Origin of the sequence: Novosphingobium resinovorum, assembly GCF_001742225.1 — a bacterium.
Lineage (GTDB): Bacteria > Pseudomonadota > Alphaproteobacteria > Sphingomonadales > Sphingomonadaceae > Novosphingobium > Novosphingobium resinovorum_A.
Map to the genome: position 1 here is coordinate 3,525,062 of NZ_CP017075.1, position 12,844 is coordinate 3,537,905.

The following is a 12,844-nucleotide window of genomic DNA, read 5'->3' on the forward strand; positions in this document are numbered from 1 at the left end:
CCAGGGTAGAACTACGCCGCACTGGATTGCTTCGCTTCGCTCGCAATGACGAAGTGGGTTTGTTTAGAGTCCTCTTTCGGGGAGGAACCCCTCCGACTTCCAGTCGGATACTGGCTTCAGCCGTAGACTCGCGTGCAAGCCTGTAACCTCGGGAAAAACGGAAGACCGCCTGAAGGGCGTAAGTCTTCCGTTTTTCCCGAGGTTACAGGCTATGCGCTACAAGAGCGGTTGTCACACGACATTCCATCATCGCTATCATCTCGTCTGGGCACCCAAGTATCGCTTCAAGGTGCTCCATGGCGACGTGCGCCTGCGGGTCCGGGAAATTATCAGGCAAGTTTGCGCCGAGATGGGCGTGACGATCATCAATGGGGCACTGTCGAAGGACCACGTGCACATGTTCGTCGAAATCCCGCCGCACGTTTCCGTCAGCGATTTCGTCCGCCGTGCCAAGGGGCGATCGTCACGGAAAATCCAGCAGGAGTTCGAGCACATCCGCAAGCGGTATTGGGGGCAACGCTTCTGGCAACGCGGCTACTTCTCGACTACCTCCGGCAACATCACCGATGACATCATCATGCGGTATCTCGAAAAGCATACCCACAAGGATGGCTTCAGCCCCGCCGCATGATCCTACCGGCGTCAGCCGGTCAGTCATTCAGGCGATCACGGTCGTCAGAACGAGACGACGGCCTCGCCGATGGCGTTCCACACGTCGTCGAGCTGGTCGTCGGTGATGCAGTAGGGCGGCATCACGTAGACGGTGTTGCCCAGCGGGCGCAGCAGCATGTCGCGGCTGCGGAAGAAGGCCATGAGTTCGGGCGCGAGGCTGTCCATGTAGCCGCCGGTGCCCATCGTGCGCATGTCCAGCGCGGCGATCGTGCCGAGCGTGCGCGGGTTGTCGAAGTGGCAGAACCGGCCGAGCTTCTCCAGCCAGGCCGACTGGCGGCGGGCGAGGTCGTCGATGCATTCGCGCACCGGCTCATCGGCCCAGATGGCGAGGTTGGCGGCGGCGGCGGCGCAGGCCAGCGGGTTGGCGGTGTAGCTGGACGAATGGAAGAACATCTTCGCCCGGTCGGTGGACCAGTGCGCGGCGAAGATTTCCTCGGTCGCCATCGTTACGGCCAGCGGCAGCGATCCGCCGGTTAGTCCCTTGGACAGGCACAGGATGTCGGGCACGATGTCGGCCTGTTCGCAGGCGAGCAGGGTGCCGGTGCGGCCCCAGCCGGTCATGACCTCGTCGGCGATGAACAGGACGCCGTATTTGCTGCAAATCTCGCGCATCGCCCGCAGCGTTTCCGGGCCGTAGACCAGCATGCCGCCCGAGCCGAGGATCAGCGGCTCCAGGATCAGCGCGGCGATGTCACCCTCGCGGCACAGGGCTTCGAGCGCGTCGAGGGTGTCCTGCTCGGCCCCGGCGGCGGGGTAGGGAATGCGGCCGACGTCGAACAGCAGCGGCGCGTAAGGCTGGTTGAACACCCCGCGCGCGCCCACCGACATCGCGCCGATGGTGTCGCCGTGGTAGGAATGCTCCATCACCACGATGCGGTGGCGCGCTTCACCCTGCGCATGCCAGTACCCGAGCGCCATCTTGAGCGCGACCTCGACGCTGGTGGAGCCGCTGTCGGAGAAGAATACCCGCGTCAGTTCGCTCGGCATGATCGCGGTCAGCCCGGCGGCGACCTGCTCGGCGGGTTCGTGCGTCCAGCCCGCGAAGATCAGCTGGTCGAGCTTCTGGGCCTGCTCGGCCACGGCGGCCATGATGCGCGGGTGGCAGTGGCCGTGGGTGGTCACCCACCAGGACGAGATCGCGTCGATCACCGTGCGCCCGTCCGCCGTGTGCAGCAGCGCGCCTTCGGCATGGGTGACAAGCGGGATCGGCTCGCCGAGGCCATGCTGGGTGAAGGGGTGCCAGACAGGGGAAGCAGCGGGCGGAAGCGTCACGCGAAGTCCTCCAGGCGGAAGTTTGCGGCAAATGCGGCGGCCAGCGTCTCGGGCGTCAGCGGATCGACACGCGGCAGGCGGCCGAGGCGCTTTACCTTGCCCATCGCGCAGATGGTGGCCTCGCTGTCCTCCACCGCATCGCCGACGAAGGCCACGCCGAGCACGTCCACACCGCGCGTGCGCAAGGCCTCGATCGAGAGCAGCGAGTGGTTAATCGTGCCGAGCATCGTGCGCGCCACCAGCACCACCGGCGCGCCCCAGCGGGCGAACTGGTCGGCGTAAGTCTCGGTGCGCGAGATCGGCACCAGCGCGCCGCCCGCGCCCTCGACCACCAGCGGGCCGTCGATCTTGGGCAGGGCGAGGCGTAGCGGATCGATGGTCACCCCGTCGATCTCGGCGGCGAGGTGGGGGGAGCAGGGCGTGGTCAGGCTATAGGCCTCGGCCAGCACTTTGCCTTCGGGCAGTCCGCCGAGGAAGCCGACGCGCTGGGCGTCGGGGCCTTCCTCCTCGATCCCCGCCTGCACCGGCTTCCAGTAATGCGCGCCCATCGCCCCCGCCAGCGCGGCGGCGAAGACGGTCTTGCCGATGCCGGTATCGGTGCCGGTGACGATCAGGGTGTGCTGGGTCATTGGGGGCTCACGTAAGGAAATGTCGGGGCGCGGCGCAAGTGGCAGGTCACCACCTCGTAAGTGACGTTGCATCCGCTTTGGGCGAACCGCGCCATCACCGCGCGCAGCTGCGCCGGGTTGAGAGGCCGGTGCGAAGGCGCGGAGGTGCCTGCGCCGATGGCCTTGACCGCACGTACGAAGGCGCGCGGATCGAGGTGGGTTTCGGTCACGTCCTCGACCAGCAGCGTCTCGGGGGAGAGTGTCGCGAAGGCCTCCACCGGGGGGTAGGCGGGGGTGCCGGGAGTTATCCCCTCGGCCTCGTGCGCGGCGCGCCACTCGTGGAAACTGCGCGGTCCCAGCGTGGTGACGACGAGGTGCCCGCCGGGCGCCAGCCACTGCGACAGGCGGGCGAGGGCGGAGGGCGTATCGTCGAACCACTGCACCGCAAGGCTTGAGCAGATGAGGTCGAAGGGCGCGCCCTCGGGCGTGCCGTGCTCGCCGTCGAGGGTGGCGAAATGCAGGGTGCGCCGGTCGTCGGAAGCGGGAAGCGCGGCGCGGCAACGCTCCACCATTTCGGGCGCGATGTCGGTGACCAGCCAGTCGCCGCCGATGCCCTGATCCATCAGGGCGGAGGTCAGGAAGCCGGTGCCGCAGCCGATCTCCAGCACACGCGGGGCGGGCGGAAGGTCGAGCGCGGCGATGCGCGCGGCGAGGGTCGTGGCGACCTCGCGCTGGATGCGGGCGTGGCCGTCGTAGTCGGGTGCGGCGGCGAAGGCGCTGCGAATACGCTCGCGGCGGCTCATGCGAGCATCCCGCGAATGGCGGCGGCGCAAAACTGCGGAGCTTGCAGCGGGAGGAGATGGCCGCCCGCTTCGTGGTCGATGCGGCGGACCTGTGCTCCGGTGAACGTGGCGGCGCGCATCTCGGGCGGGAGCAGCGGGTCGGCGCCGCCGTGGATCGCCAGTACCGGCACGTCCGGCAGGGAAGGAGCGGCGTCGCGCAGGCGCAGGAGGTCGGCGGCGAGCGCTTCGGGGTCGATTTCTCCGAAGGCCTCGGTGGAGCCGCAGGTCTTGCGGAATTCGGCCAGCACGCCGCGCGGGTCGGTCTCGAAGCGGCGGAGCATGCGGTCGAGTACGCGTACCGGGACGCCCGGTCGGCCCGGAACGGCGGTAAACCGCTCGAACCCGTTGATTGCCACGATTCCCATGAGGCCCGGCGGCGGGGCGGCGAGGACGCGCATGGTGCCGAAGGAATGGGTGATTGCGAGGCAGGGGCCTTCGACGGCAGGCTCATGCGGCGTGCCGAAGTAGCCGCGGTCGTCGCTGACGTGCGCCCACTCGGGCAGCAGCGCGGCGAGCGGTTCCCAGAAATGGCGATCGAAGCCCCAGCCGTGGGCGAACAGCAGCTTCACCGATGTGTCTCGATCGCGGCGAGGAGGGCGTCGATGTCGGCCTCCGAATGCCCGGCGCGCAGGGCGAGGCGCAGGCGGCTGGTGCCGGCCGGCACCGTCGGCGGGCGGATCGCGGAGGCGAGGAAACCTGCCGCCTCCAGCCTTGCGGAGAGCGCCATCGCCTCGTTCTCCGGTCCGATCACGGCGGGCACGATCTGGGTCGAGGACGCGCCGTGGTCGAGTCCAAGGCGGGCCAGCCCTGCGCGCAGCCGGTCGCCCAGTGCGGCGAGGTGCACGCGCTCGGCATCCATGCCCGGCAGCAGGTCCAGCGCGGCGTCCACCGCGCCCAGCACGGCGGGCGGCGGGGCGGTGGTGAAGATGAAGCCGCTCGCGGCGTTGGTCAGGTAGTCGATCAGCACCCGCGATCCGGCCACGTAGGCGCCGAAGCCGCCCAGCGCCTTGCTGAAGGTGCCCATCACGAGGTCGACCTTGCCCGGCACCAGCGCCGAAAGCCCGCGCCCCTCGGGGCCGAGCACGCCGGTGGCATGGGCCTCGTCGACGAACAGCGCGGCGTCGTGGCGCTCGGCGATATCGGCGAGGCGCACCATGTCGGCGCGGTCGCCGTCCATCGAGAACACGCTCTCGGTCAGGATCAGGCGGGCGGGGGCATCCGCGCCTTTCTCCGCCAGCAGGGTTTCGAGGTGGCCCAGGTCGTTGTGGCGGAAGCGGTGCTGGCGCACGCCCGCCATCGCGATTCCCGCGTGCATCGAGGCATGGATCAGGCGGTCGGTGAATATGGCCACGCCCGGGATGGCCGCGAGCAGCGCCGGGATCGCCGCCGCGTTGGCCTGCCAGCCACTGGCGAAGATCAGCGCCGCCTCGCAGTGCTTGAATTCGGCGATGCGGGCTTCGAGGGCAAGGTGCGCCGCGCTCGTCCCCGTCACCAGCCGTGAGGAGCCGGAGCCGGAACCATCCCGCGCGGCCCACTTGGCCGAGCGCTCCACCAGCAGCGGGTGGCGGGCGAGGCCGAGGTAATCGTTGCTGGAAAAGTCGAGCATCGTGCGCCCGGCGCGCTCGATCCGGCCGCCGGGCAGCAGGGTCGTGGCGCGCAAGGTCCGGCGCTGTCCGGCGCGGGTCACGCGCTCCAGCGCTGCCTCGAGGTGTGAATCGAGCCGGCTCATGCCTCGCCCGGTATGGCAAGCGGGTCCTTGGCACAATGGGCGGTTTGTCCGGGGGGAAGTATGAAGGGGCGTCCGGCGAGGTTTCGGCGATCGTTTCCTCTCTCCCACGGGGCCTTGCCGGATCCCTTTTTCGTCATTGCGAGCGTAGCGAAGCAATCCAGGGCGGTTTACGCCGCCCTGGATTGCTTCGCTACGCTCGCAATGACGGGGTTTGGCGACGGCGGAACCACTCGACCCCGGCCACCCCGCGCGATAAGGCGCATTCCATGGACCTCGAAATCGACATCGAAGAACCCTGGGACGCCGCGACCGACTGGGCCGATCTCGCGCAGGCGGCGCTGGAAGCCCTCGTCACCCTCGCGCCCGAACTCGACAACGAGCGTCTCACCACCAGCCTGCTGTTCACCAGCGACGCCGAAGTCCACGTCCTCAACCGCGAATGGCGCGCCAAGGACAAGCCGACCAACGTGCTCTCGTTCCCCATGCTGGAGCGCGAGGCCCTGTTCGATCTGGACGAGGACGGCCCGCCCGAAATGCTCGGCGATCTGGCACTCGCCTGCGAGACCTGCACGCGAGAAGCGGCGGAAAAGGGTATTCCGGTCGCGCACCACGCCACGCATCTCATCATCCATGGCCTGCTCCATCTGGCGGGCCACGATCACGAGACGTCTGACGAGGATGCCGAGGCGATGGAAGCGCTCGAAACAAAGGCACTTGCAGTTTTAGGCATTCCCGACCCATATGGGGACCGCACTGCAGCAACAGGGATTTAACCGTACGATGGCCGACAATGGCCGCCACGCCGACTCCGGTTTCGGAGAAGGGGACAGTACCAACACGCTTTGGCGTGCATTCAAGCGGCTTTTCCACGCAGAGGGCGACCAGTCGCTGCGCGCCCAGCTTGAGGAAGTCATCAACGAGCACGAAGGTGAGGCCAGCGGTGCGCTGACCGGCGATCTCTCGCCGATTGAGCGGCAGATGCTGCGCAACCTCCTGCATTTCAGCGAGCACGATGCCGACGACGTCGCCATTCCGCGCAGCGAGATCGTGGCGATCCCCGCCTCGGCCAGCTGGGCCGAAGTGGTGGAAGCCTTCGCCGAGCACGGCCACAGCCGCATGCCGGTCTACGGAGAGACGCTCGACGCCATCAAGGGCATGATCCACATCAAGGACGTGTTCCCGCTGCTGGCCCGCAGCGCGCCGCCGCCCGAGGACTGGACGACGCTGATGCGCCAGCCGCTCTACGTCCCGCAATCGCGCGGCGCGCTGGATGTGCTGGCCGACATGCGCGCCCAGCGCATCCACCTTGCGGTCGTGATCGACGAGTACACCGGCACCGACGGCATCATCACCATCGAGGACCTCGTGGAAGAGATCGTCGGCTCGATCGAGGACGAGCACGATGATGCGCCCGAGGAATTGCTGGTTGCAATCGACGCAGGTATGTGGGACGCGGACGCCCGAGCCGAACTGGACGATGTGGCCGAGCGGATCGACCCGCGGCTGGCCGAAGTCGAGGAAGCGGTTGATACTCTCGGCGGCCTGGCTTTCGTGCTGGCCGGACAAGTGCCCGAAGTGGGCGCGGTCCTGGACCACGAAAGTGGCTGGAAGATCGAGGTGACGGACGGCGACGAGCGGCGCGTGACGCGCCTGCGCCTGCATCCGCCCGTGGAAGAGTTGGAGAGCGAGGCCGAATAACCGTTGTCGCCGGACCCTCCGGCGGCGGCCATAACCGAGTGAAAAGACCGCAATAGTGCCAGTACGTCGTCTACCTCCCCTGCGTGCGCTCGAAGCTTTCGTGCGCGTGGTGCGTCTCGGTTCCGCCAAGGCGGCGGCCAACGAGCTGGCGCTCAGTCCCTCGGCCCTGTCGCGCCGCGTCGCCGCGCTGGAGGACTTCACCGGCAAGCGGCTGTTCACCCGCCAGCACCAGGCGATGAAGCTGACCGACGAGGGGCAGGCGTTCTACACCGCCATCGCGCCCAAGCTGGAAGAACTGGCCGAGGCGGTGGAGGCGCAGATCGATCGCGGCCAGGTGCTGCGCCTGCATCTGGGCGTGCCTTCGCTGTTCGGCGGCCAGCGGCTGTTCCCGCGCCTCCCCGAACTGCGCAAGCTGCATCCGCGCCTGCACATCGACATCGATACCGGCGCGCATCTGGAAGACCGCGTCGGCGATACGCTGGACGCCGCGATCATCCTCGCGAAGGAGCCGGACCCGCAGTATTACCGGGTGCAGCTCGATCACAACAAGGTCTACGCGATCACCTCGCAGGCGCTGGCCGAGGAACTGGGCCCGGTGCCGGACGAGGCGAAGCTGTCGCGCCAGACGTTCCTGATCCATCAGGATCTGCCCGACAGCCTCGATGCGTGGAAGCGCGCGATCGACCTGCCCGATCTCGACCCGGCCTCGGTGGACCGCTTCGATTCCGGCCAGCTGGTGCTGGAGGCGGCGGCGCAGGGTCTGGGCATCGCGATCATGCACGACGACCATTTCCGCCGCTCGCACGATACGCGGCTGGCGCGGGTCTACGACATCGAGGTGGAGAGCCCGTACCGCTACTGGTTCGTGTGTCGCCCCAAGTCGCTGGAAGCGCGGCCGGTGCGCATCTTCCACGAGTGGTTGCTGCAAGCGGGGCTTTGACCTTTCGGGTCGTCGCGGAGCTGATCCGAGGCCCTTCGACAAGCTCAGGGCGAGCGGAGTTGGTGCGAACCTCCCGGTCCCGCTCAGGCTGAGCTTGTCGAAGCCCGCGCGGCGAGGCGCACGATCTGGCATCTGCGACCAACCATCATTTTCATTTTTCCCATAGTGGCGAACGGGATATGCCCTGCGGCGTCCCGTTCGAGCGGACCTGTGGGAGTATCTCAGATGCGTTTCGTCCTTACCGCTTGCGCCGCCCTGCTGGCGTCGGCTTCGCCTGTTCTTGCGGCCGAGCGCGTAGCTGCCGCCGACCCGGCGCGTCTTGCCGCTGCGAAGCAGACGGTCGACTACGTGTTCCCGCTCGGGACCTATGGCCGGATCATGAACGGCACGATGGACAAGATGATGGATTCCATCATGGATTCCATGATGCAGATGCCGCTCAAGGACCTTGCCGGGATCAGCGGCGTCGATACCGAGAAGCTGGGCAGCGGCACCATGGCGCAGATCATGGAGATCTACGACCCGGCCTTCAAGCAGCGCATGTCGGCCACCACCCGTACGATGATGACCGACATGATGGGCCTGATGACCCAGTTCGAGCCCGACATCCGCGACGGTCTGGCGAGCGCCTACGCCGGACGGTTCGACGCGAAGCAGCTGCAGGAGATGAACGCCTTCTTCGCCACGCCGACGGGCAAGGCCTACGCGGCGGATTCCTACATCATCATGATGTCGCCCGAGGTCATGAACAGGATGCAGGCGCTGATGCCTCGGCTGATGAAGGAAATGCCGGCGATCATCGACAAGGTGAAGGCCTCCACCGCCGATCTGCCTGCCCCGCGCAAGTACGCGGACCTCAAGAGCGCCGAGAAGGACAAGCTGGCCGGGCTGCTCGGCATTTCGCGCAAGGAGCTGGACGAGGGCGAGGCGAAGAAGGAGGTGGAGTAACAAAGCCCACCCCGTCCGGCTAGGCCCTGTGGGCCAAGCCTCCCGGCCCTCCCGCAAGCGGGAGGGCAATCACAACCTACTCCCCTCCCGCTTGCGGGAGGGGTCGGGGGTGGGCCTTTCTCTTAAGCGTCCGGCCCCTCGTAAGCCTCGACGATGCGGCCGACGATCGGATGGCGCACCACGTCCGCCGCCGTGAAGCGGGTCACCGCGATGCCGTCCACGCCCTCCAGCCGAGCGACCGCGTCGGCGAGTCCGGAATGGCGGTCGCCGCCGGGGATGTCGACCTGGCGCGGGTCTCCGCACACCACCATGCGGCTGTTCTGGCCGAAGCGGGTGAGGAACATCTTCATCTGCTCGCGCGTGGTGTTCTGCGCTTCGTCGAGGATGACGAAGGCATCGGCCAGCGTGCGGCCGCGCATGAAGGCGATCGGGGCAATCTCGATCTCGCCGTTGGCGAGGCGGCGTTCCACCTGCTCGGGCGGCATGCAGTCGTAGAGCGCGTCGTAGAGCGGACGCAGGTACGGATCGACCTTGTCCTTCATGTCGCCGGGCAGGAAGCCCAGCTTTTCGCCCGCCTCGACCGCCGGGCGCGACAGGATCAGGCGCTGGACCGAGCCGGTCATCAGCTGGCTGACCGCCTGCGCCACCGCCACGTACGTCTTGCCGGTGCCTGCCGGGCCGAGCGCGAAGATGACGTCCGACTTGGCGAGCTGGCGCATGTAGTCGATCTGCGTCGCCGAACGCGGCACGATCGTCTTCTTGCGGGTGCGGATCATGATCGGCGGCGCGCCCGCGTCACCGGTGATGATGCCTTCGAGGGTGGGTTCGGTGCTCATGGCGATCAGCGATTCGATGGCGCCGGAATCGAGCGCCTGCCCCATCTCCAGCCGGTGATACATGCCCTTGAGCGTGTCGCGCGCGCGGGCGACGGCATCGTCCGGCCCTTCGATCTGGATCTTGCTGCCCCGGGCGGAGATGTACACGCCGAGGCGGTTCTCCACCTGCACCAGATTTGAATCGAATTGCCCGAACAGGGCTCCCAGCAACACAGGTTCGTCGAAATCTATTTCGACACGCGCCCGACGGTGGGTTTCGGGGCGGAATTGTGCCGGATCGACGGCACGGGCTGCTTTGCGGGCCATGTGCTCCTTTCATGCGAGATTGATGTCTCGTTCTACCGTGAAGATGGCTCCACAGGGCGCGCCCCGCAAGGAGGTTTCTGCAAAATTTCCTGCGTTTCGTCGGGGATAACTGCGCGTTTCGGCGCTCCGGCATGCAACTGTCGCAAGGGTGCGACACTTATGTCCCCACGCTGCACGCGGCATTCCCGGGTCGTTCAGGAGCGCCTGTGCAGTTTCACGAACAGAAGGCCGCCAGACGGCCCCTGACAGGAAGAGAAGGAGAATAACGGTGCGCAAGTTCTTCATGATCGCCATGGCCGCCGGCGTCGCGCTGCCCACGCTTGCGATTCCCAGCATGGCTTCTGCCCAGAGCGCCGGCGAAGTGCGCCACAGCGCCCGCGAGGTCCGCAAGGACGAGCGCGACCTGCGCCAGGCCCAGCGCAACGGCGATCGCCGCGACGTCCGCGATGCCCGCCGCGACTTGCGCGATTCGCGCCAGGAGCTGCGCGAGGACTGGCGCGACTATCGCCAGTCGCATCGCAACGACTACCGCCGCCCCGCCTACGTCGGCCCGCGCGGCTATCGCTATCGCCCGGTGACCGTCGGCTACCGCTTCCAGCCCGCCTACTACGGCGACCGCTACTGGGTGCGTGACTATGCCCGCTATCGCCTGCCCGCCCCGCGCGCCGGCCACCGCTGGGTCCGCTACGGCAACGACGTAGTCATGATCAACGCCCGCTCGGGCCGCGTGGTGACCGTCCACAACGGCTTCTTCTGGTAAGATCGCTTCCCCGTCTTCCCCGAGCCACGGGAAGTGCGAGTGCGGCCCCGGGACTTCGGTTCCGGGGCCGTTTGCCGTGTCAGGCCGCCAGCCAGTCCCGCAGGGCGGCGTTGACCGCTTCGGGCTGTTCCATCGTCGCCATATGGCCGCAGTCGGGGATCAGGCGCAGCACCGCACCGGGGATCGCCGCCGCCATTTCCTCGGCATAGTAAGGCGGCGTCAGCAAGTCCTGCGCGCCCACCACGACCAGCGCCGGGCAGGATACCGCGCCAAGGCCGGGCAGCGAATCCATGCGGCCGATGATCGCCGCCTGCTGGTTCTCGAATGTCGGCAACCCCACGCGCAGCGCCATCTGCACCACCGCCTCGGCGATGGCGGGATCGGTTTCGGGATGGACCAGTTGCGCCAGGCTGCCGCGGATCACTGCCTCGAAGCCGCGATCGTGCGCGGTGCGGATGGCGAAGCGGCGCAGCTGCGCCTGCTCCGCGCTGTCGGCGCGGGCATTGGTGTCGAGCAGCGCCAGCCGGGTGACCCGCTCTGGCGCGCGGCGGGCGACTTCCATCGCCACGTAGCCGCCCATCGACAGCCCGGCGATGGCGAAGCGTTCGGGCGCGGCATCGAGCAGACGCGTGGCCATCGCGGCGATGCTGTCGTCGCTCAGGGTGTCGGCGACGATCGTTTCGGCGACGTCGGCAAGGCCCGCGACCTGTGCCTCCCACAAGGCGGTGTCGCACGAAAGGCCGGGGACGAGGATCAGTGGCTGGCGCCTCACGCGGCCATCATGCCGATCTGCACCGCACCCAGGCTGTTCGGCCCGGCGCTGGTGACCTCGACGCGCACGATCTGGCCGACCTCTGCCTCTCCGATGAAGTGGACCGACTGCAGCCACGGCGACTTGCCGAGCCACTGTCCGGCATGCTTGCCCTTGCGCTCCACCAGCACGTCGCAGGTCTTGCCGACCGTCGCGGCGTTGAACGCCAGCTGGTCGCGGTTGAGTGCGGACTGGAGGCGTTGCAGCCGCTCGTCCATCACGGCGGCGGAGACTTGGTCGCCCATCGTCGCGGCAGGCGTACCGGGGCGGGGCGAATACTTGAAGCTGAAGCACTGCGCATAGCCGACCTCGTCGACCAGCCTCAGCGTATCCTCGAATTCGGCATCGGTCTCGCCGGGGAAGCCGACGATGAAGTCGCCCGACAGCGCGATGTCCGGCCGCACCGCGCGCACCCGGTCGAGAATCTTGAGGTAGCTCTCGACCGTATGGCTGCGGTTCATCGCCTTGAGCACGCGGTCGTTCCCTGCCTGCACCGGCAGGTGGAGGAACGGCATCAGCTTGGCGTTCTCGCCGTGGGCGTCGATCAGGCCCTGCGTCATGTCGTTGGGATGGCTGGTGGTGTAGCGGATGCGCGCCAGTTCCGGGATCGCCGCCAGTTCGCGCGCCAGACCGTCGAGGCCGACTGTCTGCCCCTTGGCGTTCTCGCCGGTCCAGGCATTGACGTTCTGGCCGAGCAGCGTGATCTCGCGCGCGCCGGCCTCGACCAGCAGCTTCGCCTCGTCGATCAGCGCGGCATAAGGGCGCGAGACTTCGGCGCCGCGGGTATAGGGCACCACGCAATAGGTGCAGAACTTGTCGCAGCCTTCCTGCACGGTCAGGAACGCCGTGGGGCCGGACCGCTTGCGGCGGGGCAGGGCGTCGAACTTGGTTTCGGCGGGCATGTCGGTATCGGTGACGCGCTCGCCCGCGCTGGCGGCGCGGACCATCTCGGGCAGGCGGTGGTAGGCCTGCGGGCCGACGACCATCGTCACGGCGGGCGCGCGGGCCATGATCTCCTCGCCCTCGGCCTGCGCGACGCAGCCAGCGACGGCGATCATGGGTGCCGACCCATCCTCGCGGTCCCAGTTCTTCACGAGACGGCCGATGTCGGAATAGACCTTCTCCGCCGCCTTCTCGCGGATGTGGCAGGTGTTGAGCACGACAAGGTCCGCCTCCTCGCCTTCCGGCGCGGCGGTGATGCCCTGTTCGGCGAGCAGTTCGGCCATGCGGTCGCCGTCGTAGACGTTCATCTGGCAGCCGAAGCTCTTGACGCGGTAGGTCCGGGGAGTCGCAGTCGTTTGCATCGCGCGCCGTTAGCGCAAAAGGGTGGGTTTGGACAGGGGGACTGCCTTTTATCCTCCCTGTCGCGCAGCGATGGGGAGGTGGCAGTCCGCAGGGCTGACGGAGGGGTTCCTCCCCCTC

At 67.7% G+C, this 12,844-nt stretch carries 14 protein-coding genes; 6 read left to right on the top strand and 8 right to left on the bottom strand.

Annotated features, from left to right (window positions below):
* The first annotated feature begins 211 nt into the window (after positions 1 to 211).
* A complete protein-coding gene (gene tnpA / locus BES08_RS16450; RefSeq protein WP_036530815.1) occupies positions 212 to 631 on the top strand; it encodes an IS200/IS605 family transposase in 420 nt (139 codons plus the stop codon).
* A gap of 44 nt (positions 632 to 675) precedes the next feature.
* On the opposite strand, the gene BES08_RS16455 is transcribed toward tnpA, so the two are convergent.
* Genes BES08_RS16455 through BES08_RS16475 form a run of 5 tightly spaced genes read right to left on the bottom strand, consistent with a single transcriptional unit; the run spans position 676 to position 5,123 of the window.
* The gene (locus BES08_RS16455; protein WP_069708951.1) at positions 676 to 1,944 is read right to left on the bottom strand and encodes an adenosylmethionine--8-amino-7-oxononanoate transaminase; all 1,269 of its coding nucleotides are present in this window, start codon (positions 1,942 to 1,944) and stop codon (positions 676 to 678) included.
* Positions 1,941 to 2,573, bottom strand: coding sequence for a dethiobiotin synthase (gene bioD / locus BES08_RS16460; RefSeq protein WP_069708952.1), 633 nt, complete (start codon positions 2,571 to 2,573; stop codon positions 1,941 to 1,943). The genes BES08_RS16455 and bioD overlap by 4 nt, the downstream gene beginning before the upstream one ends.
* Positions 2,570 to 3,355: a methyltransferase domain-containing protein gene (locus BES08_RS16465; RefSeq protein WP_069708953.1), complete on the bottom strand. Its 786-nt coding sequence runs from the start codon at positions 3,353 to 3,355 to the stop codon at positions 2,570 to 2,572. The genes bioD and BES08_RS16465 overlap by 4 nt, the downstream gene beginning before the upstream one ends.
* Positions 3,352 to 3,963, bottom strand: a complete 612-nt coding sequence (locus tag BES08_RS16470) for an alpha/beta fold hydrolase (RefSeq protein ID WP_069708954.1) — start codon at positions 3,961 to 3,963, stop codon at positions 3,352 to 3,354. Before BES08_RS16470 ends, BES08_RS16465 begins: the two co-directional genes overlap by 4 nt.
* A complete protein-coding gene (locus tag BES08_RS16475; RefSeq protein ID WP_069708955.1) occupies positions 3,960 to 5,123 on the bottom strand; it encodes an aminotransferase class I/II-fold pyridoxal phosphate-dependent enzyme in 1,164 nt (387 codons plus the stop codon). Before BES08_RS16475 ends, BES08_RS16470 begins: the two co-directional genes overlap by 4 nt.
* A 266-nt stretch (positions 5,124 to 5,389) precedes the next feature.
* On the opposite strand from BES08_RS16475, the gene ybeY reads away from it, so the two are divergent.
* The 4 genes from ybeY to BES08_RS16495 all read left to right on the top strand — a co-directional run bounded on the left by ybeY (position 5,390) and on the right by BES08_RS16495 (position 8,709).
* Positions 5,390 to 5,896: an rRNA maturation RNase YbeY gene (gene ybeY, locus BES08_RS16480; RefSeq protein ID WP_069708956.1), complete on the top strand. Its 507-nt coding sequence runs from the start codon at positions 5,390 to 5,392 to the stop codon at positions 5,894 to 5,896.
* 7 nt (positions 5,897 to 5,903) lie between these two features.
* A complete protein-coding gene (locus tag BES08_RS16485; RefSeq protein WP_008831117.1) occupies positions 5,904 to 6,821 on the top strand; it encodes a hemolysin family protein in 918 nt (305 codons plus the stop codon).
* Between the two features lie 55 nt (positions 6,822 to 6,876).
* Entirely contained in the window at positions 6,877 to 7,761 is an 885-nt protein-coding gene (locus tag BES08_RS16490) for a LysR substrate-binding domain-containing protein (RefSeq protein ID WP_172705104.1), read from the top strand.
* A 225-nt stretch (positions 7,762 to 7,986) separates the two neighbouring features.
* Positions 7,987 to 8,709, top strand: coding sequence for a DUF2059 domain-containing protein (locus tag BES08_RS16495; RefSeq protein WP_008831115.1), 723 nt, complete (start codon positions 7,987 to 7,989; stop codon positions 8,707 to 8,709).
* Between the two features lie 122 nt (positions 8,710 to 8,831).
* Here BES08_RS16495 and BES08_RS16500 read toward each other — a convergent pair whose 3' ends face one another.
* A complete protein-coding gene (locus BES08_RS16500) occupies positions 8,832 to 9,851 on the bottom strand; it encodes a PhoH family protein (RefSeq protein ID WP_036525997.1) in 1,020 nt (339 codons plus the stop codon).
* 268 nt (positions 9,852 to 10,119) lie between these two features.
* Between BES08_RS16500 and BES08_RS16505 the strand changes: the two genes are divergently transcribed.
* Positions 10,120 to 10,611 carry an RcnB family protein gene (locus BES08_RS16505; RefSeq protein WP_069708957.1) on the top strand — a complete coding sequence of 164 codons (492 nt, stop codon included), beginning with the start codon at positions 10,120 to 10,122 and terminating at the stop codon, positions 10,609 to 10,611.
* Between the two features lie 79 nt (positions 10,612 to 10,690).
* On the opposite strand, the gene BES08_RS16510 is transcribed toward BES08_RS16505, so the two are convergent.
* Positions 10,691 to 11,383: an alpha/beta fold hydrolase gene (locus BES08_RS16510; protein WP_069708958.1), complete on the bottom strand. Its 693-nt coding sequence runs from the start codon at positions 11,381 to 11,383 to the stop codon at positions 10,691 to 10,693.
* Positions 11,380 to 12,726, bottom strand: coding sequence for a tRNA (N6-isopentenyl adenosine(37)-C2)-methylthiotransferase MiaB (gene miaB, locus BES08_RS16515; protein WP_069708959.1), 1,347 nt, complete (start codon positions 12,724 to 12,726; stop codon positions 11,380 to 11,382). The genes BES08_RS16510 and miaB overlap by 4 nt, the downstream gene beginning before the upstream one ends.
* Positions 12,727 to 12,844 lie beyond the last annotated feature (118 nt).

Excerpts from the sequence above, each read along its gene's own strand:
- BES08_RS16475 (WP_069708955.1), bottom strand. The coding sequence starts at position 5,123 with ATGAGCCGGCTCGATTCACACCTCGAGGCAGCGCTGGAGCGCGTGACC.
- BES08_RS16465 (WP_069708953.1), bottom strand. The coding sequence starts at position 3,355 with ATGAGCCGCCGCGAGCGTATTCGCAGCGCCTTCGCCGCCGCACCCGAC.
- BES08_RS16485 (WP_008831117.1), top strand. The coding sequence starts at position 5,904 with ATGGCCGACAATGGCCGCCACGCCGACTCCGGTTTCGGAGAAGGGGAC.
- BES08_RS16495 (WP_008831115.1), top strand. The coding sequence starts at position 7,987 with ATGCGTTTCGTCCTTACCGCTTGCGCCGCCCTGCTGGCGTCGGCTTCG.
- miaB (WP_069708959.1), bottom strand. The coding sequence starts at position 12,726 with ATGCAAACGACTGCGACTCCCCGGACCTACCGCGTCAAGAGCTTCGGC.
- tnpA (WP_036530815.1), top strand. The coding sequence starts at position 212 with ATGCGCTACAAGAGCGGTTGTCACACGACATTCCATCATCGCTATCAT.
- bioD (WP_069708952.1), bottom strand. The coding sequence starts at position 2,573 with ATGACCCAGCACACCCTGATCGTCACCGGCACCGATACCGGCATCGGC.
- BES08_RS16500 (WP_036525997.1), bottom strand. The coding sequence starts at position 9,851 with ATGGCCCGCAAAGCAGCCCGTGCCGTCGATCCGGCACAATTCCGCCCC.
- ybeY (WP_069708956.1), top strand. The coding sequence starts at position 5,390 with ATGGACCTCGAAATCGACATCGAAGAACCCTGGGACGCCGCGACCGAC.